This is a genomic window from Pseudomonas sp. BN607 (assembly GCF_029871175.1).
In the GTDB taxonomy this organism is placed as follows: Bacteria; Pseudomonadota; Gammaproteobacteria; order Pseudomonadales; family Pseudomonadaceae; genus Aquipseudomonas.
Genome location: NZ_SSOE01000030.1, coordinates 1 through 20,077 on the forward strand (window position 1 = coordinate 1; position 20,077 = coordinate 20,077).

At 62.0% G+C, this 20,077-nt stretch carries 17 protein-coding genes; 2 read left to right on the forward strand and 15 right to left on the reverse strand.

Translation table 11 applies throughout. The features are described from left to right. Positions 1-260: 260 nt before the first annotated feature. From ureG to E8E68_RS07730, 14 genes are all read right to left on the reverse strand, one after another. Complete coding sequence (gene ureG, locus E8E68_RS07665; RefSeq protein WP_266033257.1) at positions 261-884, reverse strand: urease accessory protein UreG; 624 nt, start codon at positions 882-884, stop codon at positions 261-263. 11 nt (positions 885-895) lie between these two features. Beyond that, a complete protein-coding gene (locus tag E8E68_RS07670) occupies positions 896-1,570 on the reverse strand; it encodes an urease accessory UreF family protein (protein WP_266033254.1) in 675 nt (224 codons plus the stop codon). Next, positions 1,570-2,115: a HupE/UreJ family protein gene (locus tag E8E68_RS07675; protein ID WP_110744345.1), complete on the reverse strand. Its 546-nt coding sequence runs from the start codon at positions 2,113-2,115 to the stop codon at positions 1,570-1,572. The genes E8E68_RS07670 and E8E68_RS07675 overlap by 1 nt, the downstream gene beginning before the upstream one ends. 18 nt (positions 2,116-2,133) lie before the next feature. Beyond that, positions 2,134-2,637, reverse strand: coding sequence for an urease accessory protein UreE (gene ureE / locus E8E68_RS07680; protein WP_110744346.1), 504 nt, complete (start codon positions 2,635-2,637; stop codon positions 2,134-2,136). A gap of 10 nt (positions 2,638-2,647) precedes the next feature. Then, on the reverse strand, positions 2,648-4,351 hold the full coding sequence (ureC, locus tag E8E68_RS07685; protein WP_110744347.1) for an urease subunit alpha: 1,704 nt from the start codon (positions 4,349-4,351) through the stop codon (positions 2,648-2,650). Continuing rightward, positions 4,348-4,665, reverse strand: a complete 318-nt coding sequence (locus E8E68_RS07690) for an urease subunit beta (RefSeq protein WP_110744348.1) — start codon at positions 4,663-4,665, stop codon at positions 4,348-4,350. Before E8E68_RS07690 ends, ureC begins: the two co-directional genes overlap by 4 nt. 19 nt (positions 4,666-4,684) lie before the next feature. Continuing rightward, positions 4,685-4,987, reverse strand: a complete 303-nt coding sequence (locus tag E8E68_RS07695; RefSeq protein ID WP_003253929.1) for an urease subunit gamma — start codon at positions 4,985-4,987, stop codon at positions 4,685-4,687. Between the two features lie 9 nt (positions 4,988-4,996). Continuing rightward, positions 4,997-5,830, reverse strand: a complete 834-nt coding sequence (locus E8E68_RS07700; protein WP_266033249.1) for an urease accessory protein UreD — start codon at positions 5,828-5,830, stop codon at positions 4,997-4,999. Between the two features lie 270 nt (positions 5,831-6,100). Further along, on the reverse strand, positions 6,101-7,015 hold the full coding sequence (locus tag E8E68_RS07705; protein WP_280340480.1) for a tyrosine-type recombinase/integrase: 915 nt from the start codon (positions 7,013-7,015) through the stop codon (positions 6,101-6,103). A 227-nt stretch (positions 7,016-7,242) separates the two neighbouring features. Beyond that, complete coding sequence (locus tag E8E68_RS07710; RefSeq protein WP_280340482.1) at positions 7,243-9,510, reverse strand: ATP-dependent DNA helicase; 2,268 nt, start codon at positions 9,508-9,510, stop codon at positions 7,243-7,245. Continuing rightward, positions 9,507-11,156, reverse strand: a complete 1,650-nt coding sequence (locus E8E68_RS07715; protein WP_280340484.1) for a VRR-NUC domain-containing protein — start codon at positions 11,154-11,156, stop codon at positions 9,507-9,509. The genes E8E68_RS07710 and E8E68_RS07715 overlap by 4 nt, the downstream gene beginning before the upstream one ends. Before the next feature lie 153 nt (positions 11,157-11,309). Next, complete coding sequence (locus E8E68_RS07720; protein ID WP_280340486.1) at positions 11,310-12,662, reverse strand: GntR family transcriptional regulator; 1,353 nt, start codon at positions 12,660-12,662, stop codon at positions 11,310-11,312. Then, positions 12,659-14,044 carry a hypothetical protein gene (locus E8E68_RS07725; protein ID WP_280340487.1) on the reverse strand — a complete coding sequence of 462 codons (1,386 nt, stop codon included), beginning with the start codon at positions 14,042-14,044 and terminating at the stop codon, positions 12,659-12,661. The genes E8E68_RS07720 and E8E68_RS07725 overlap by 4 nt, the downstream gene beginning before the upstream one ends. Before the next feature lie 515 nt (positions 14,045-14,559). Beyond that, positions 14,560-15,582 (reverse strand): zinc-dependent alcohol dehydrogenase family protein, encoded by a 1,023-nt coding sequence (locus E8E68_RS07730; protein ID WP_280340489.1) that lies wholly within the window; start codon positions 15,580-15,582, stop codon positions 14,560-14,562. A 206-nt stretch (positions 15,583-15,788) separates the two neighbouring features. On the opposite strand from E8E68_RS07730, the gene E8E68_RS07735 reads away from it, so the two are divergent. After that, positions 15,789-16,703 (forward strand): LysR family transcriptional regulator, encoded by a 915-nt coding sequence (locus E8E68_RS07735; protein WP_110744356.1) that lies wholly within the window; start codon positions 15,789-15,791, stop codon positions 16,701-16,703. A 151-nt stretch (positions 16,704-16,854) separates the two neighbouring features. Continuing rightward, positions 16,855-18,126 carry an integrase arm-type DNA-binding domain-containing protein gene (locus E8E68_RS07740; RefSeq protein WP_280340491.1) on the forward strand — a complete coding sequence of 424 codons (1,272 nt, stop codon included), beginning with the start codon at positions 16,855-16,857 and terminating at the stop codon, positions 18,124-18,126. 510 nt (positions 18,127-18,636) lie between these two features. Here E8E68_RS07740 and E8E68_RS07745 read toward each other — a convergent pair. Next, positions 18,637-19,803 (reverse strand): hypothetical protein, encoded by a 1,167-nt coding sequence (locus E8E68_RS07745; protein WP_280340493.1) that lies wholly within the window; start codon positions 19,801-19,803, stop codon positions 18,637-18,639. Positions 19,804-20,077 lie beyond the last annotated feature (274 nt).

Sequence of the window (20,077 nt, forward strand, 5' to 3'; positions counted from 1 at the left end):
GCGGGCTTGTCCCGCGAAGAATCCAACACGGTGCATGGCACCGGCTCCGCCGGTGTTCGCGGGCAAACCCGCTCCCACAGGGATCGCGCTGGATTCTAGAAATTGAGCAAGCCAGTTGTTTCCCCAGGTACTGCATCAGCCTCAAGCCTGCGGGGGTGCCTGTGGGAGCGGGCTTGCCCCGCGAAGCATCCAACACGGTGCATGGCACGGGCTTCGCCCGTGTTCGCGGCTAAAGCCGCTCCCACAGAGACCTCGTTCTGTCAGGTCCGCAAACCCAGCATGCCGCGCTCGACGATGAAGTCGATCACCGCTTGCAGACCCTCGCCCTTCTTCAGGTTACTGAAGGTCCAAGGCCGCTGGGGGCGCATGCGCTGGGTATCGCGCTCCATTACCTCCAGCGAAGCCCCCACATAAGGTGCCAGGTCAGTCTTGTTGATCACCAGGAAATCCGATTTGGTAATGCCCGGGCCACCCTTGCGCGGGATTTTCTCGCCCTCAGCCACATCGATCACGTAGATGGTCAGGTCGGCCAGCTCCGGGCTGAAGGTGGCGCTGAGGTTGTCTCCACCGCTTTCCACGAAAATGACTTCAAGGTTGCCGAACTTGCGCGCCAGCGCTTCGACCGCCGCTAGGTTCATCGAAGCATCTTCGCGGATCGCCGTGTGCGGGCAACCGCCGGTTTCGACGCCAACGATACGTTCCGGCTCCAGGGCGCCGGCCTCGGTGAGGATGCGCTGGTCTTCCTTGGTGTAGATGTCGTTGGTGACCACGGCTATCTGGTAGTGATCGCGCATGGCCTTGCACAGCGCTTCCAGCAGTGCAGTCTTGCCAGAGCCGACGGGGCCGCCGACACCGACGCGCAGGGGTTGTTGATAGCTTTGCATGCAGGCAGTCCTCAGGAACGGAACAAACGGGTGTATTGGGTTTCATGACGCGATGAGGCAATGGCCAGCAACGGCAGGCCGCCGCCAAGCTGGCCATCGCCAAGAGCAAGGGCCCCGTCGAGGGCCGCAGGCAGGTCGGCGCCGAGATCGCGCAGCACGGTCTGGGCCGCCTGCTGACCGAACGGCACCAGCTTGACCCCGGCCATGACCGCACCTTCCAGCCAAGCGAAACCATGCCCCAACGCCAACTGGCGCAGCGGGATGCCCCAATGTGCGGCCAGCCAGGCCATGCCGCCCAACTGGGTCAGTTCCAGGCTGGCCCGCCAGGCTGGCGCCTGGCCCAACTGCCAGCCATCGAGCAGCCGCGCCAGGGCCGCGCCACGCTGCTGTTCTTCCAGGCGCAGCTCGGCGGTTTCGCGATTGGCCAGCAGAAAGCGGCTCCAGTGGCCGAAAGCCTCGGCATTCTCGGTCTGGCAAGCCTGGTAAAGGCGCGCCAGCACTGGCCAGTCGAGGCAGGCCAGGGTGTCATTGAGCTGCTCACGCTGCCAGGCAGCGAAGCCCTCAACGCCCCTTACCCAGCCCGCCTCGACCGCCCACTCCAGGCCCTGTGAGTAGGTAAAGCCGCCCACCGGCAAGCCGGGGCTGGCCAGCTGCAGCAGGCGCAGCAACGCCAGGTCGCTGTTCATCAACCGGCCAGCACCAGTGCAGCGCCGGCCAGCAGGCCGCCGCCGAAGGCTTTCTGCAGCCCACTGTGGCGGCGCAGCAGGCAACCGACCGCAAAGCCGGCCGCCAGCAGCAGGCCGCTGACCGTGACAAAGCCGAGGCTGAACTGCCAGAACGCGCTTGGCGTGGCTTCTACACCATGGGCCCAACCATGGAACAGGGCAAACACTGGCATGGCCATGGCCAGCAGCAGCTGGCGGCTTGGCAGCAGCACCGCCCCGGCAGCGACCAACAGCGATACGGCGATCAAGGTTTCCATGCCCAGCACGTCGCCGAACAGGTGACCACACACCGCACCACCAAACATGGCTGCCAGGGTGGCCAGGGGCAGCGTCAGGTTACGCCGGGTCAGTGCAGCGAGCACGCCGGTACCCAGCAGCATCAGCAGGTGGTCGAGCCCGGTCAGCGGATGCAGCAACCCATCGTGCAGCGGGTTGCTGTCATGGCCTGGGTGAGCGAACGCTGGCAGCGCCAGCATCAGCAGAAACAGGGCGAAAGTCTTTTTCATGGGTTACTCCAGGGCAGTTCAGGAATGGGCAGGCAGGCGCACGAACGGGTGATCGTGGCCATGGGCATGATTGTGGCTATGGCCGTGCGGGGCACTCTGGTAGGCGCCGGCTTCAGGCTCGAACGGGGCCTGTTCAGCCTCCACGGTCAGGCCCAGGCCACGCAGCATGTCGTCCAGTACATGGTCGTGCTGGAAGCGCAGCAGGCCAGGCTCGATCTGCAACGGCACATGCCGGTTACCCAGGTGGTAGGCGGCACGGGCCAGCAGGTGTGGATCAGCACAACGCACCGTGGACACTGCCTCCGGCGCTGCCAGCACACGGATCAGCTGGTTGCCTTCGGCATCGGCCAGCAGTTCACCACCGCGCAACAGGTGGCCGCGCTCCAGCATCAGCCCGGCCTCGCGGCCATCGTCCAGCGTCAGCCGCAAACGGCTCTTGATACGGCTGTCCACGTCGAGGGTGACAGTGCCGGTTTCGGCGAGCGTGCCGGGGTCGGTGATACGGCGATTCAAGACAATCATCGGTGCTCCTTCAGAACAGGAAATAGCGCTGGGCCAGCGGCAGTTCGCTGGCCGGCTCGCAAACCAGCAGCTCGCCATCGGCACGCACCTGATAGGTCTGCGCATCGACCTCGATCAGCGGCTGCAAGGTGTTGTGGACCATGTCCGGCTTGCGTACCCGGCGACAACCGTCGACCACACCAATCAGGCTGCGTAGGTTCAAGGCCTCGGCCAGGCCACGGGCCATGGCTGCCTGGGGCAGGAAGGTCATGCGCGTGGCATGCCGCGCCGCGCCCAATGCGCCGAACATCGGCCGGTAATGCACTGGTTGTGGCGTGGGGATGGAGCCGTTGATATCGCCCATGGGCGCGGTAACGATCATCCCGCCCTTGATCACCAGAGCCGGCTTGACCGCAAAGAACGCTGGCGCCCACAGCACCAGGTCGGCCAGCTTGCCGGGTTCCACCGAACCCACCTCGTGGCCGATGCCATGGGTGAGCGCCGGGTTGATGGTGTATTTGGCGATGTAGCGCTTGACCCGGAAGTTGTCGCTGTAGCTGGTATCCGGTGCCAACGGGCCACGACGCAGCTTCATCTGGTGCGCCACCTGCCAGGTGCGCAGTACCACTTCGCCAACCCGGCCCATGGCTTGCGAGTCGGAAGAGGTCATGGCGAAGGCGCCCATGTCGTGAAGGATGTCTTCGGCGGCGATGGTTTCACGGCGGATACGCGACTCGGCGAAGGCCACGTCTTCGGCGATGCTGGGGTCCAGGTGGTGGCAGACCATGAGCATGTCCAGGTGCTCGTCCACGGTGTTGACGGTGTACGGAAGGGTCGGGTTGGTCGAGGACGGCAGCACGTTGGCCTGCCCCGCCGCGCGAATGATGTCGGGCGCATGGCCACCACCGGCACCTTCGGTATGGAAGGTGTGGATGGTGCGGTCGCCGATCGCCGCCAGGGTGTCTTCGATACAGCCGGACTCGTTGAGGGTGTCGGTATGAATCGCCACCTGAATGTCCATTTCTTCGGCCACGCCCAGGCAGCAGTCGATGGCCGCAGGTGTCGAGCCCCAGTCCTCATGCAGCTTGAGCCCTACCGCGCCCGCGGCAATCTGCTCGCGCAACGCTTCAGGGCGCGAGGCATTACCCTTGCCCAGCAGGCCGATGTTGATCGGCAGGCTGTCGGCGGCCTGCAGCATGCGCGCCAGATACCAAGGGCCAGGCGTGCACGTGGTGGCATTGGTGCCAGTCGCCGGGCCGGTGCCGCCGCCGATGAAGGTGGTGACGCCACTGTTCAGTGCCTCATCCACCTGTTGCGGGCAGATGAAGTGGATATGCGAGTCGACCCCGCCGGCGGTGACGATCTTGCCTTCAGCCGCGATCACTTCGGTACCTGGCCCGACCGGCACGTTGACGCCCGGCTGCACATCGGGGTTGCCGGCCTTGCCGATCACGGCAATGCGCCCGTGCTTGATGCCGATATCAGCCTTGACGATACCCCAGTGGTCGATGATCAAGGCATTGGTCAGCACCAGGTCCATGGCTTCGGCAGCCAGCATCTGGCCCTGCCCCATGCCATCGCGGATGACCTTGCCACCGCCAAACTTCACCTCTTCGCCATAAATCGTGAAGTCTTTTTCGACTTCCACCCATAACGCGGTATCGGCCAGGCGCACACGGTCACCCACGGTGGGGCCGAACATGTCGGCATAGGCCTGCCGGGAAATACGGCTCATGCCCTGCCCTCCAGCGCGCCCATTACCTTGCCCTGAAAGCCATACACCTCACGCTTGCCGGCGTAGGCCACCAGTTGCACGGTACGTGCCTGGCCAGGCTCAAAGCGCACCGCGGTGCCGGCCGGGATGTCCAGGCGAAAGCCCAAGGTCGGCGCACGGTCGAACACCAACGCCTCGTTGACTTCGTAAAAGTGGTAGTGCGAGCCAACCTGCACCGGTCGGTCGCCGTGGTTGGCCACGCTGACGCTGACCGTTGCGCGGCCGCTGTTCAGCTCGATGTCGCCAGCGGCGACCTGGATTTCACCTGGGATCATGCGGCGCTCCTTGGCGGTTTCAAACAATCGGGTCATGCACGGTCACCAGCTTGGTGCCGTCCGGGAAGGTCGCTTCGACCTGCACGTCGTGGAGCATTTCGGCGATGCCGGGCATCACCTGCTCGCGGGTCAGCACTTCGCGGCCAAGGCTCATCAGCTCGGCGACAGTACGGCCATCGCGGGCGCCTTCCAGCACCGCAGCGCTGATCAACGCCACGGCTTCCGGGTAATTGAGCTTCAGGCCACGGGCCAGGCGCCGCTCCGCCAGCAACGCGGCGGTGAACAGCAGCAGTTTGTCTTTCTCTCTTGGGGTCAGCTCCATGGCGCTCTCTCAGGTGGCCCAGATACGCGGCGGGCAGGCTGGCAAGCCGAGGACGGCCGGCCGTAGCACATGCCACAGGCGTTGCAGGGTGTGTTGCAGGTGTTGGTTGTCATGGTCGAGCAGGCGGATCACCAGCAGCGACCCGAGCAGGGTCGCGCCAGCCGGGTTACCCAATTCGTCGAGCAACGGGCGCACCAGCTCCAGCACCGCCTGGTCGGCCGGTGCGGCGCAGAAGGTGGCGAGCAGCGGATGGCCGCCGAGCTTATCCAGCTGCCCGCCTTCGATACGCAGGCGCTCGTGGAGGCCAACCTCGTCGGGCAGTTCGATGTGCAGAAGGTTGTCGAGGGCACCGTGGTCGAAGCGCTCGTGCATGACTGGGCGGCCGAGGCACAGGGTTTCCCAGGCTAGCAGGCGTGCGCCTGGCTCAAGGATGAAGTGGCTGGCGAGGCTGGCGCGGGCACCCGAAAAGAAGATGCTGTCCTGTGGCAGCCACTCGAGGGTGCTTCCCGCGCCCAGCTTGAAGCGCTGAGCCAGCCGCGCGGTGGGGCCGACGCTGCGGTAGAACTTGCTTGCGCCAGGCATGGTCAGCAGCGCATGGCTGCCGGGCTCCAGGTGGATGTCCAGCTCCAGGCGGTCGCCAGCGACGATGCCGCCCGGCGGGTGCAAGACATAGACGTGGCAGGGTGCACCTTCCGGATAGAACGGCCGCTGCACCAAAAGAGGTCCGAAATGCCTCCACGCACCAAGGCGGGTCACATCATCGCGCCTGACAAAGCGCAACTGCAGGTGGGCGCTCCAGCCTGCATCGTCTTGTTGTTGTTCGATCTGCTCCGCGAGCGACATCCTGCGGCCCCTGAAATCCGTGGCCTGCTGGCCGTTTAGAGGGCTCGGCACGGGCGGCTGCTAGCGCGCACGGCCTGACCACTCGATCAAATTCGCAGGCTGGATATAGCAGGTTGCGGGCCAACTCCGCAGGTGAAGGCAGATGAAACTTTTGCCCCCGCCGCTCTGGCATCGAGCATGGGGGCTAACGGCGCACAAAGCGGGGGCGCACCCTGGCCCTGTTTCGGTGCCAACCGGATGCGGGCTGCGGAACAGCCCTGGATCCCAAGGTCAGTAGTCGAAACGGTCCACCGCACGCCGACGTTCGTTGTCGTCGCGCCGGTCGTAGATGGCTGTGGTCTGGATGTTGACATGATGCGCCAGCTTTTGCGCAATCGACAGGTCGTGCTCTTCGATCACCCGGGTAATGAACGCCCGGCGGAAATCGTGCGGCATGATCTTTACCCCTACCTGGGCGCCGCGCTGGCGGGCGATGTAGTAGATCGCATGCTTGGTGATGCGCGCACGGGTGATGTGGCTGCCCCGGCGAATGCGATTGAACAGGAAGGGGTCGTCCTCGACGCCAGCCGGCAGGTCCTGCCGGCGCAGTGCGAGCCATGCCTGCAATTTTTCGAACGCCCATGGCGGTGCGTACTTGACCAGCTGGTGGTTGCCTTTGCCCACCACCTGCAGGCTGCGTGCCTCGAAATCGACCTGGTCCAGGTCAATATCCACCGATTCCGACTTGCGCATACCGGTGCCATACAACAAGGCGATGATCGCCGCGTCGCGCACACCTTGCGGCCGGGGGTCGGCTGCGCACACATCCATCAACTCGCGGATCAGGCTGCGCCGCAGGTTGCGCCCGGGTGGCAGCCGGGTACCACTGGCCGGCTTGACCTCGCGAATGCGCAGCAACTGCTCATGGTCGATCAGGCCTTGGCGCCATGCCTCGTTCATCACGCCCCGGATGGCGTTCACGTACAGCGACGAACTGTTGGGGGCGTACCCGTCGGCACGCAGGGCGGACACCAGGGCAATCACGTGGCCGGGCTCGAGCCGATGCCAAGGCACGTCGACGATATTACAGTCGGCAAAGCCCAGCCGGTCGGCGGCGTCCTGAAGAATGTAGCGCATGGTTTGCTGGCTGGATGGGGCCAGGCGGGCCATGTACTGCAGCAGCGGATTTTTCGAGAGGTCGGTCAAAACGTGAATCCTGTAGCGAAGCGTTGGCCGGCAACCCAGCGGGCCAACCCTGAAGCAAATCAAAACGAGATACCGGTGAGTCTGAATGCCTACAAAACAGGCCGCGGTAAAGTGCCATCACCTTGATATTCAACGTTTTTAAAATCGGCACCGCCCGGGATCTTACCCCAATTGAAGCCATCGAACGAATTGAGCCCTGCCTATACCCGTGCAACCCGTCGCAAGGCTCACGGGCATTCTTCGGCCGCTGGCCACCACCCCGGGAACATCTGTTGCACCCGGGGTTCTGCAAAACGTTCATCGATCAGCACCAACACGCCGCGGTCCTGGTCGCCCCGGATCACCCGGCCCGCCGCCTGGATCACCTTGCGCACCCCAGGGTAGAGATAGGCATAATCGAAGCCAGCGCCAAACTGCCGCCCCAAATGTTGCTTGAACTGCTCATTGACCGGGTTCACCTGAGGCAGCCCGAGGGTGGCGACAAAGGCGCCGATCAACCGCGTGCCCGGCAAATCGACCCCTTCGCCGAACGCACCACCCAATACCGCAAAGCCCACGCCGCGGCCATCGGCAACGAAGCGATCCAGAAACGCCTCACGGGCTGCCTCGTCCATGCCCGGTTCCTGCATCCAGAGTGGAATCTGTGTATGCCGCTCGGCCAGCAGCCCAGCCACCTGCTGCAGATATTCAAAACTGCTGAAGAACGCCAGGTAGTTGCCCGGCATCTGCTCATACTGCCGGGCAATCAGATCGACGATCGGAGCCAGCGAGGCCTGGCGCTGCTGGTAACGGGTAGACACCTGGGTGGCAATGCGCACCTCTAGCTGTTCGGCGCGAAACGGCGCGGCCACCTCCAACCAGGCGGTGTCGGCAGGCATGCCCAGCAAGTCGCCGTAGAAATGCCGCGGGCTCAACGTGGCGGAAAACAGGGTCACACTGCGCGCCGCCTGCATGCGCGGCGCCAGCAGCCGCGCCGGGGTGACGTTGCGCAGGCACAGGGTCGCCAGCCGGCGTTTGCGCGGGCCCTGGCGCTGGCTGATATCGAACAGGAAGTGCTCGTCGAAAAGCTCGGCGACCCGGCTGAACTGCAGGGCCTGATAAAAGAACTGCAACACCGGCGGGTCCATGTGCGCGGGCGCCTGGTTCATTTGTTCCTGGATCACCCCGATGCACTGCTGCAGGGCACGCAACAGGCCGTCGGGCAGCGAATCACTGGTCTGGTATGGCGCACGCTGCGCCTTGTACAGCGCATTCCACTGGCGGTTCAGGCGGTCCAGGGCACCGGTCAGCCCTGGCGGTTTGCGCTGGCGCAGGGCCTGCAACTGGCCCTGGTCAAGGCTGGCGCTGTACATGCCGCGCCCGCGCTCGACCAGGTTGTGTGCTTCGTCCACCAGCACCGCGACCCGCCACTGGTTGAGTTGGGTCAGGCCGAACAGTAAGGCGTGGGCATCGAAGTAATAGTTGTAGTCGGCGACCAGCACGTCGACCCAGCGCGCCATTTCCTGGCCCAGGTAATACGGGCACACCTGATGCGCCAACGCCACTTCGCGCAGGGTGTCGCGGTCGAGCAAGGGTCGTGCTGCCGCGGCTTCACGCGCTGCCGGCAAGCGGTCGTAAAACCCCGCAGCCAATGGGCAGGCCTCACCATGGCAGGCCTTGTCAGGGTGTTCACAGGCTTTGTCGCGAGCGATCAGTTCCAGTGTGCGCAAGGCGGGCTGTGGCGTGGCAGCGCTGATCTGGCGCATGGCATCGAGGGCCAGCGCCCGGCCCGGGGTCTTGGCTGTGAGAAAGAACAGCTTGTCGAGTTGCTGCGGTACCATCGCCTTCAGCAGCGGGAACAAGGTGCCGAGGGTCTTGCCGATGCCGGTGCTGGCCTGGGCCATCAGGCATCGGCCAGTGCTCACTGCCTTGTAGAGGGTTTCGGCCAGTTGCCGCTGACCTTGGCGAAACTCCGGATAGGGGAAGTTCAGCGCCTGCAGGCCTTGGTCACGCTCGGCCAGGCGTTGTTGCTGAAACCGCGCCCACCCCAGAAACCGCTGACATTGGGTTTCAAAGAAGGCCTGCAATTCAGCCGCCGTGCAGTGCTCGGTGAATAACGTCTCGCCATCGCTGTCCACGTTCAGGTACACCAGTGCCACCTCGATAGCCGGCAGCTGTCGCGCCTGGCACAACAGCCAGCCGTAGACCTTGGCCTGCGCCCAGTGCAACTGGCGATGGTTGGGCGGCTGGCGCGCCAGCTCGCCACGGTGGGTCTTGATTTCTTCCAGCCGGTTGCTGGCAGGGTCATAACCGTCGGCTCGGCCGCGTACCCGCAGGGTTTCGAACTGGCCTTCGAGGGTGATTTCCGCCTCATAGCCAGCAGCACGCTGCGCCACTACACGCTGGTGGCCTGCAATGCCTTCCTGAGCGGTGGGTGAAGGTGTGAAGCGCAGATCCAGGTCACCCACCTTGGCGCTGAATTCGCACAAGGCGCGCACCGCCACACTGTAGCTCAAGGCGTTTCACTCCAGCGCACATGGCACACCGCGACGGGCAGGCCGTGCTCCCGGCAGAACGCTAGCCAGCGCAGCTGGTTATCTTGCAGGCGATCGCCGGGCCCCTTGACCTCGACCATGCGATAACGGCCCTGTTCGGGCCAGAACTGGATCAGGTCGGGCATGCCCGCCCGGTTACTACGGATGTCCTGCAACAGGCGCTGAAAGCAGTGCTTCAGCTGGGCAGGAGGCAGGCACGCAAGGGCCTGTTCCAGCAGTTGTTCACTGAGCATGGGCCAGAATACGAACGGCGACTGCAGGCCCTGTTTGGCCGCATAACAGTCCAGGATCGCCTGGCGATGGCTGCCATCGTCAAGCCGGCCCAGGCAGCGCTCGAACAGTGCAGCGCGGCGCTGCCGGAAATCACCGTCGTGCAGATCCTGCGGCCCAGCCTGAAACGGATTGAAGAAGGCGCCAGGCACCGGCGCGAATACAGCCTCCCAGCACAACAGGCCGAACAGGCTGTTGAACAGCGTGTTCTCCACGTAGTGCACCTGGCCTCCCTCTAGTGCCAGGTGCTGCCGCACGGCTTCTTCCACCCCCAGCGTTGCGTGCTCGGCAGGCAACTGCAGTTCGATCAGCTCAAGCGGCGCGACTCGCTGACGCCGCTGTGGCGGGCCACCAAGCTTGCGCGCCAGGCGCGGCAGCATGCGCTCCAGCGCCTGCACTTCCAGCGCATTAGCGGGTGCCGCAGCCATCTGCAACGCCACTGCGTGGGCCTCTGGCCACTGTTCGCTGCGCTCCAGCACACGTACTTGGCGAATACGGGCCTGGGCATGGTTGCACTGAGCGTATACCGCCATGGCCAGGTCCCAGTCCCCCCGCCGCTCGCATTGTTGGCCAAGCGCGAACTGCAACCGCGCATGACGCCGGGCCAGCCAGGCGTTGTCACTGTGCAAACCCTCCATCACGGTGAGGATCGACCTGGGGTCGTCACCCTGCTCCAGGCGCTCGGCACACTGGTGCAAGGCCATGGCCAGGTCGACTTCGGCACGGTAATGCAAGGCCCGGGAATCGGTACTGAATGGCACCTGCTCGTAGCGCAGCAGGCCCAGGTCGGCCAGGACGAAGTCTGACCAGTCCTGGTACAGGTTGCCGAAGAACAGCAGGCGCATGCGGTCGCACAGCGGTTGCAGGCACCACTGCAGGATGCGCACCTCGCAGCCGGGGAACCATTCAGCCAGTGATCGGGCTGCCAGCGCCAAGGGTTGTAGCTGTGCCATCAGCTCATGCTTGGCTGCACGCGGCCGGACCAGTTGCGTGGCAAAGCAGCGCGCCAGTTCGTCCTTGCGCAGCAGGGCAAACAGCTGGGCAAGGTCCAGTTCCTCAGGTTCGCGAACCCAGCCGAGGGCCTGCAGCGGTTGCAGCGCCAGCGCAGTGTCGCCGATTTCGACATAGTCGAGCCGGTCGCTGCGAAACAGCTCGCCTTTGCGCATGACCATGCGCACCAACAAGGCCTGGGCGGGTGCTTGCAGTTGGCTGAAGGTTCGGATGAAGGCCAGCTCATGCTCATCGAGCAGGTCTTCGTAGCGATGTTCGACCCAAAGCAGCACCTGCCGGAAATTGTGCAGGTAGTAGAACGGGTCGTCGACAGAATGGGCGATCACGGGTTGGAGTCAGATTGCGGGAACAGGCACTGGTTATACATACAGACCCGCATGCATGACAAGAGCCGTGGGTCGCATCGGGTGCGGTGATCGGCACTGGGAGGCTTACCAGCCCGATCGCGACAGCCGTGAGGCGGCCTTGTCGGGGAGAGCTCAACTCGGGATCCGGACATGTCGCCCGCAACGCTGCTCCAGCGCTTGCGCCAGCCGCTCCACCGCCTGTTGCAGCTCGCCAGGATTATCCCCCAGCCATACCAGTGCCATGTATTGCTGGAACCGCCCCTGCGAGCTGAACCGCTCGCCCGGCAACGCATGCAATGCGGAACCTGCCAATGCGGCGGCGATCACATCCCAGGCCAAAGGCTGGGCAAAACGCACCCATAGCATTTGCCCGCCCTGAGGTATTTCCATCACTGCCCGCTGGGCGAATTGTGACCCCAGCGCACTGGCCAGGCTTCGCATGCGTGCTTGCAGGTTCGTGCGCAGTTCGACCAACTGCGTCTCGATGTCCCCTTTGGCCAACATGTGCGCAAGGGCCTGCAGGCGCAGCGGCGCGAGCCTGAACCCACGCTCGGCGAATGCCTCGGGCAGCGCTGCATCAAGGCCAAGGACATAGGCATACGGCGCCTCGGCCCCCACCACTGCTTCAAGCGCCCCCATTACCAACAGCCTGCGCGGGTCGACCCAATCGCGCAGGCGTGCAGGGGGCGGCCCGTTGAAGCAGAGCTCACTGTCCAGATCGTTTTCCAGCAACCATACCGGGTGCCGTTCTAGCATCAGGGCCAGTTGCTGCTGGTAGTGCGTGCAAATGAGCCGCCCCTGTGGCATACCCAGGCACGACGGCATGACCAGCATCCTTACCGGCTCGCTGCCCAATAGCCTGGCCAAGGCGCGCAGGTCCAAATTGCCACGGGCATCCAGCGGCACCTCCAGCACACACATGCCAGCACGTGCCAATGCACGCAACACCTGCCAGCAACAGGGAGAGTGCACCAGTACCGTGCCACCTTGCATCGCCAGCGCCGCGAGCAGGGTATCGAGCAACGTCAGTACATCAGGGCCCAGTTGCACATCTTCGGCACGCCAATACTGGCTGGACGAACGGGTGTATCGCTCAGCCAGGGCGTTACGTAAACGGGTACTGCCCAGCGCCTCCCAGGGCGCAGCGCTGCGTTCACGCTGACGGCCAAGGCGTCGTTCGTGGCCGAGCAAAGCGCGCTCCAGCAGTGGTCGTGCTGGCAAGGGGGCGTGCCAGCACGGGACCGGCTGGCTGCCAGTGATCAGCACGTAATACCCCGACCGCGGCAGGCAGTGTACCCGCCCCTCCTCCTCCAGCAGGCTGTAGGCACTTTGCACCGTGGCCAACGAAACCCGCAGCCGTCGCGACAGTGCACGCAGTGACGGTAACCGGCAAGGGCCGCCGCAGGATGCCTGGCCAATCAATGCCTCCAGGTAACGATATACCTTTCGATAAGCGAACTCGCCGCGTCCCGCTCGCTCCTTCAAGGCGGACCCTCGCAACCACGTCGCCGCCCCCGCGCCTGTCGTGGCAGCAACCGCAGGTGTACATCGCGGCGGGCCAGGTTGTTCAGCAGACGCCAGGTGGTCAGTGGCAGCTGCCCACCATAGATTGCTCGCAGTTTCCCCAGCGGCAGACCGCTGGTGTTGACCAGCCAGGCTTTCACCGCATCGGGGCAAGGCTTGCCTTGCAACGCCCTGTGCAGGTAGGGCAGTGCTACCAGCATGTCAGCGTGCCGGCATTGCAGAAAACGCTCGAGGTTCTTCCCCTGCCTGGCGAAGGGGCTGAAAAGCAGGCACACCAGTTGGGTCTGGTTGATCCCGTAGGTTTTGCCGAGCAATGATTGATGGCCCTCACGCGGTCCGCTGCCACCCGCCTGTCCCGCCAGCCGCAACGCCGGGCGACTGACCTGTGGCTCTAGGCTGCGTGCACGCAACTCGTGCAGTTGCGCGGTGACCAGTGGGTCGAGAAATGCGGGCAGCGGCCAGGCATCCGGCGCGGCTTCGAAGCTGCAATCGAGCATGGCGTCAAGTGGCTGCTCATCAAGCAAGTGCGGCAGCAGGTCATCAATAGCAAACAGCCGCACCGGCACACCTTGTGGTGCATCGACATGCAATGGCCCGGCCAGGCACCCCGGCGCTACATCCACGGCGCCGGGCAAGCGCCCAAGACCGTGGGCCAGCATCGCCAGGCACTGATGCATCACATGCGGCCCCCGCTCGCCGGCCATGCGCAGGCTGCGCCGGGCCCACGCCAGGTAACGGCGCCGCTGCAACCCGGAAACGGCGGTGACCACTGCATCGGCGGGCGCCTGTACCCATAGAGCAAAACTTATGGCCCCCGCCAGGTCCAGAAACAGGCGGCTACCCAACAAGGCTTCGGGCCTGGCATCGACCAGGTGACCGAACTCCAGCATGGCGTCTCTTGCCAACAGCCAGCGTTCGGGGGCTACTGGGGGCCGGCAGTTGAAAGGCACCACTTCGCGCCCCTGGATCATCTGCAATTGCACCCGCGGGTCATCCTGCATGAACAGGGTACTGAAACTGCGCTCATGGGCTTGCAGCGTTCCGCTACACGCCATCGGCAAGCTGACCACCAACACCTGCAACTGGAAGGTTACCGGCGCACGCAGGGCGATGCTCAGTTGCGCCGCGCGCAGCATGGCCAACAGCCGGGTACTCTGACGATCGCTGCCGTGCAATACCTGCAAACGGAAAGTGCCAATGTACTCGGTGCCGCCAGCTGAAATCAGCAGGCGCTGTATCAGTAACTGCAAAGAAGCGCGCTGCGCCTGGGACATATGGCTCAGCAAGCGTTCGAGCACTTGCTGGTAGATATATTGCATTGCCTGATCGTGAATAGCCGTCACGAAACCACCTCACCTACTACATGTAGCGAACGCAAGCCGTGCCAAGCACTTGAACTTCAACATGCGTCGAACTTGTCCAGAAGAAATTTCCTACATCCAAGCGAAAGTAATCACGTAAAGCATCACTGTCGCCAAGCCATTGAGAGGAAACCACCCCTGCGACCGCCCGCTGCTGCCCTAGACTGCCTTGACTCAGGCATCGCCATGCTCATGCCACGCTCCTTGCGCAAACCATCACCGGGCCATTATCGAGGGATGCAAAGCGAATTGAAGATACAGATCGCGGTAAAAAAACCATTCAGCACGAAAGCAGGATCACATTGAACGCTGCAAGAAAACAGTTCAAGTCGGAATGCTTGGCGGAATATTTCCGAATCGCCTGAAGTTTTCGTCACGCATGTAATCCATGCCGTCTTCTAATGTAGGAATTGTCCTATTTTGATGCCAACAATCATTTATTCGGCGTATAAAAAAACCCGGGACTCTGCCCGGGTTTCAAATTACGCAAACAACCGTCAGTGTTGCGCCATGTCCAGCACCACTCGCCCGCCACACGGACATTGATCCATGTAGCGGTGGGCTTCCACCACCTGCTCGAAGGGGTACACCTTGATGATCTGCGGGGTCAGCAACTGGTCAGCGGTGAACTGGTTGATATCACGCAGGGCACGCTGCAAGGCCACCTGGTCCTGGCTGATGCCAAGCTCCGGCTTGCCGGTGAAATTACCGATGCAATGCACGTAGAACTGGATGTTCTTCTGGAATGCCGCACACGCCGGGAACGGCGTCTGGTTGCCGCCTTGCAGACCGTACAGCACCAGGCTGCCGCGAGGTGCCAGCACATCGCCCAGCAGCGACATCTGCGGCCCACCCATGCCATCGAGCACCATGTCCACGCCGCGACCGTTGGTGTACTTGCCAATCTGCAGCAGCAGGTCCTGTTCTTCGGTGACGATCACCTTCTCGGCCCCCAGGCCCAACAGGTACTCACGCTGCTGTTCCTCCTTGGTGGCAGCGAACACCCTCAGCCCCAGCGCCTTGCCCAACTGCACGAAGGCAGGCCCGGCACAATGGCTTGCATCCGTTACCAACGCGGTCTGCCCAGCCTTGGCCCGCGCCAGGTCGACGTAGGCGAAATAGGCGATCAGCAGCGGCGTGTAGTGCACGCTGGCCTCGATCGGGGTGAGCACACCCGGGTAACGGGTGATAGCCGTGCGCGGCAGGACGATGACATCGCCATACACCGGATGGTCGTTGGCACTGGTAGCCGGAAAACTGGCGACGCGGTCGCCTACGGCAATGTCGTCAACCCCTTCACCGACCGCAGTCACCACCCCGGCCATCTCGTGGCCGATTCCCGCGGGCAGACGCGCCTGGGACGGTGCCAGGTTCTGGCGCCAGAGCACGTCATACCAGCTGACACCAACCGCCTCGACGCGAACTTGCACTTCGCCGGCAGCCGGTGACGGTTCGGCCTGCTCCTCGCAACGGAGCACATCGGCAGCGCCGAACTTGTGGAAACGGATCATGCGGGACATCGCATACCTCGCCTTTGTGAACCTCTAATTACCCCTGACTCTATCCGGGCTTTGCCGGTTAGACCATCAGTGGTCATTAATAGTCGACATGCTTGTCATCGATTGGGCACCTGACTTTCCCTGCGATTGGTCCCCCTAAACCCGTGCAGGGTAACAGCCTTTGGCCTTAAGATTCACCCCTGCCCCACTTTAGGCGAAGCGCACCAATGAATCGAAACGACCTGCGTCGCGTAGACCTCAACCTGCTGATCGTGTTCGAAACGCTGATGCACGAGCGCAGCGTAACGCGGGCTGCAGAAAAACTGTTCCTCGGCCAACCGGCCATCAGCGCGGCCTTGTCGCGCCTGCGTAACCTGTTCGACGACCCACTGTTCGTGCGGACCGGCCGCAGCATGGAGCCCTCGGCGCGAGCTCACGAGATATTTGCCCTGCTGTCGCCAGCGCTGGACTCGATTTCCACTGCTGTCAGCCGCGCCGCCGAATTCGACCCGGCCACCAGCAATGCGGTGTTCCGCATCGGCCTTTCGGACGACGCCGAGTTCGCCTTGCTGCCGCAACTGCTCAAGCGCATTCGCGCCGAGGCCCCCGGTATCGTGTTGGTGGTGCGCCGAGTCAACTACCTACTGATGCCGACGCTGCTGGCTTCGGGGGAAATCTCGGTGGGGGTCAGCTACACCAGCGAACTGCCGGCCAACGCCAAGCGCAAAGTGCTGCGCCGCAGCATGCCGAAACTGCTGCGCGCCGACAGCGTGCCCGGCAGCATCACCCTCGACGATTTCTGCGCTCGGCCCCACGCATTGGTGTCCTTTGCCGGTGACTTGTCGGGTTTTATCGACGAGGCACTGGAAGAGATTGGCCGCAAGCGCCATGTCGTGCTGGCGGTGCCGCAATTCAACGGGTTGGGGAGTTTGCTGGCGGGCACCGACATCGTTGCAACGGTGCCGGATTACACGGCCGACGCGCTGACGGCTGCCGGTGGCCTGCGGGCGGAAGACCTGCCAATCCCCGTGCGCAGTTTCGAGCTCCACATGGCCTGGCGCGGAGCGCAGGACAACGACCCGGCGGAAAAATGGTTGCGGTCGCGGATACAGATGTTCTTTGGGGATCCCGATAGCTTGTGACTGACTTCCATCAAGATCCAAAAATACCAATAAAATCAGTGTCTTAATCTTATTTTACGTCCAAGGCCGTCCGTCGTATTCCACTCGTTTCCAACGCTCCTGCGGGTATATTTTTGGGTACTTTTCCTGTTTCGAAAAAAAGTACCCGCACATGACGACTCCCCTCCCCACGCCTGCATTGCGGCGTAAACTCAGCGATGCCTTCTTGCGTGCCATTGCTGAACCCGGCAAGTACGCCGACGGCGAGGTACCCGGTCTTTACCTGCATGTTCAGGCCTCGCAGAAGTCGAACAAGCCTGCCGCAAAATACTGGCGGATGAGGTATCGCCTGAACGGCAAGGAAAACGTGTACGCGATCGGCCGTTATCCCGACATTGGCTTGAAAGACGCGCGCGACTTGGCCCGAGCCGCGCGCCAGAACGTAGCTCATCACGTCGCCCCGCTGAAGGCCAAACGCAAGAAAATCGCCGATCAGCTACTTAATGAGGAGCGCACATTCAGTTACGTCGCCGAACAGTGGCTGGCCTTCAAGTCGCACGACCTCGTGAGCAAATCCCTCGCGGGCTTTCGCGGCGCTTTGAACAATCACATCCTGCCCACCATCGGCAACATTCCCGTCAGCGAGATCAAACTGGACCACATCATCGAGATCATCGCTACCCTGCGCCGAGCACGCACACTGGCCATGGCCAAGCGCGTGCGTACCATCATCCGTGCCGTGCTCGGTTTCGCTGAGGGGCGTGGCTGGGTGGAGCGTAACGTGGCCCTGAGCAACACCGAAGAGCTCAAGGTGCGCCATGTGGTGACCAGTAATCCAGCGATCGAACGACCAGCCGATTTGGGTCACCTTCTGCTTCGTCTGGATGAACTCAGCCCGAGCAGCGTGAGCACCGCGATGCGCTTGCTGGTCATGCTGCCGGTTCGCCCGGGTGAGTTGGTGAAAATGCGTTGGGAAGACATCGACCTGGTCAGCGCCGACTGGCGCTATGTAGTTGGGAAAACACGCCATCTGGATAAGAGCAAACACATCGTGCCACTGCCGGAGCAAGCCCTTGTGCTGTTGCGTGAACTACATGAACGGCGGGTGGTGGATGAAGCGGGCAATGGCTGGGTCTTTGTCTCGCCGGTCTACCCAGGCTATCCAGTTGACGCCACATCCCTGGCCAAGGCCTACCAGCGGATCTGGCCGGAATACCGCATCACTGCGCACGGTTTCCGCGCCACCTACCGCACTATCGCTCACGAGCATTTGGGCATCGATCCGATTGTGCTGGAGTTGTCGCTGTCTCACCGTATGCCAGGCGCTCTGGGCGCAGTGTATGCGCGCGCGCAGTTGCTGCCGCAGCGACGAGAAGCGGCGCAGCATTGGGCGGACTACCTCGATCGGCTTCGAAAAAATTCCAAACATACAACAGCAGAATAGTTGTCGGGAAAGTACAGATCCTACTTGCACTTCCTTCCTGCCACGACCGCAACAACTGCCTTATCAGGAAGAGCCAATTCAATTTCGTTAGTCCAAAACAGCCTGACAGAGGCAAGGTGCTGGTTGAAATGAATTTAGTATGGAAACGAGATTCGCATCGGGCCTGGGAGCCGTTGAAAGCAAAGGGTTTTCGCAGATTCCCAAAAAGGGAATAGCGTTAATTCTCGACTCATTCAGTGCGGTAGGCAAACAATCTGGTTGAGGGTTGACAAGCAGAACCTCACACCTGATGTCTAGGCTGTAGCCGTATGTTCAAGTGGAGTTCCTGAACTGAGGCTTGAAGGTGTCTACGAAACCAGGGCGATTCACTGCATTATCGGCCCCGCAAAAATCCTGCCCGCTTTCATAACCGCTGACTCCCGACACATCACTAGTCAGCAAGAATGCACGCGATACTGGTCTAATCTACCCTCGTAATTACCCTGTGCAGTGCTCTTATAGACAGATGCCTCAACGATCGATAACGTTTACCTCAGGAAACACATTAGCTAGGTATAGCATTCGATCCCCTGTAAACGAGCCTACGTATACACCCCTTTCAACTTGTATAGCCACTGACGCCCCTGAAATCCAGCCTTCAGGTGCCTCATGCAGAACGTTAATCATATTTGTGCTCTGAGAGATCTCGGCCACAGAAAAAGCGCTTTGGCACGCATCGGTTTTGTTTAGGTAACACTCCCGAAAGGTTTCAGCGTGCAGAATGCCGGTGACCAGCACGCTACCATGCTCACTCAGGCTGAGATTGTCGGGCATGAAACCAAGCGGAATATCTTTAATCGTACGTTGCTGCTTGAGGTCAAACAGACGGATGGCGTTTGCTGTCCATAGCGCGAACCACGCAACGCGACCATCCGGGCTGAGCTGTATGCCGTTAGGGAATGGTGCATCGCTTCCTGGAATTTTGGTAAGTACTCCCCCATCACGCCACTGCACTAAATAGCCCGTATTCCGACCATCTAGCAGCGTATTGAATTGGGGATCCGCTTTGAAAGCCGCTATTTCAAGACTCGCGGTCGCGACAAAGCCACCATTCGCTGTAGAAACCACATCATTCATCACGCTTCCAAATTTATTCTCCACACAACCACGCCATACAGCCCGCCACCCTTGCTCGGTCTTGAACAGTTGGAGAAATTCGATTGCCTCCCTACCCGCATGGTTGACTACCAATAACTGCAGGTTGCCGTCAGCCTTTTTTGACAAATGTATGCCGTGAGAACCGATGGCCTGTGTCGGCGCCGGACAATTTTGGTCCCCCCAACCTTTTTTAGCAGCGAGCTTGATCGGCAGATCAGAGATCACCTTGGAGTCCACATGCATTAGACGCAAGCCCTGCCGATGAGCATGGGCTAAACCAGGTGTAGAGCTCATCAATACGTACTTTTTATCGGGGAGCAGCTCTAGATCTTCCGGTGCGCCGACGCCACATATCACCTGAGGTTCAGAATTGGTGGCGCAGCCAGGGCCCGCCTGGGTAACAGTTGAGGCGGCGAGACCAACACATAGGAGCCCCGGCAGCAACATACTATTTAGAGAGAGGCGTGCAGTCCCTGCCAGCCCGCGGCTGGAAACTTTGCGTTCACTGCGACCAGCGCATGCGTCGTTGTTTGCCTTCATGGCGACCTCATCGGGGTGGAGTTGCTTTTTGACCAACGTGATTAGCTTGATCTCATGCTGCTTTGGATACGCCTATCAGTAGATAGGTAGGTCCCTACAGCGCTGATGATTCCGTTGAGTCTTACGTTGCGCTCGTCCCTTTCCCCTCTGCTGAATTTCCCCATTCGATTGTTGACCGTTGGATAGGGGACGTCCGTCAAACCTTCAGCGATGCTGACTGCTGCGCAGGCATTTTGATTGAAGCTTCGGACGTCCCTAAAAATAAGGAAAATGG

Excerpts from the sequence above, each read along its gene's own strand:
- ureG (WP_266033257.1), bottom strand. The coding sequence starts at position 884 with ATGCAAAGCTATCAACAACCCCTGCGCGTCGGTGTCGGCGGCCCCGTC.
- E8E68_RS07670 (WP_266033254.1), bottom strand. The coding sequence starts at position 1,570 with ATGAACAGCGACCTGGCGTTGCTGCGCCTGCTGCAGCTGGCCAGCCCC.
- E8E68_RS07675 (WP_110744345.1), bottom strand. The coding sequence starts at position 2,115 with ATGAAAAAGACTTTCGCCCTGTTTCTGCTGATGCTGGCGCTGCCAGCG.
- ureE (WP_110744346.1), bottom strand. The coding sequence starts at position 2,637 with ATGATTGTCTTGAATCGCCGTATCACCGACCCCGGCACGCTCGCCGAA.
- ureC (WP_110744347.1), bottom strand. The coding sequence starts at position 4,351 with ATGAGCCGTATTTCCCGGCAGGCCTATGCCGACATGTTCGGCCCCACC.
- E8E68_RS07690 (WP_110744348.1), bottom strand. The coding sequence starts at position 4,665 with ATGATCCCAGGTGAAATCCAGGTCGCCGCTGGCGACATCGAGCTGAAC.
- E8E68_RS07695 (WP_003253929.1), bottom strand. The coding sequence starts at position 4,987 with ATGGAGCTGACCCCAAGAGAGAAAGACAAACTGCTGCTGTTCACCGCC.
- E8E68_RS07700 (WP_266033249.1), bottom strand. The coding sequence starts at position 5,830 with ATGTCGCTCGCGGAGCAGATCGAACAACAACAAGACGATGCAGGCTGG.
- E8E68_RS07730 (WP_280340489.1), bottom strand. The coding sequence starts at position 15,582 with ATGTCCCGCATGATCCGTTTCCACAAGTTCGGCGCTGCCGATGTGCTC.
- E8E68_RS07735 (WP_110744356.1), top strand. The coding sequence starts at position 15,789 with ATGAATCGAAACGACCTGCGTCGCGTAGACCTCAACCTGCTGATCGTG.
- E8E68_RS07740 (WP_280340491.1), top strand. The coding sequence starts at position 16,855 with ATGACGACTCCCCTCCCCACGCCTGCATTGCGGCGTAAACTCAGCGAT.
- E8E68_RS07745 (WP_280340493.1), bottom strand. The coding sequence starts at position 19,803 with ATGAAGGCAAACAACGACGCATGCGCTGGTCGCAGTGAACGCAAAGTT.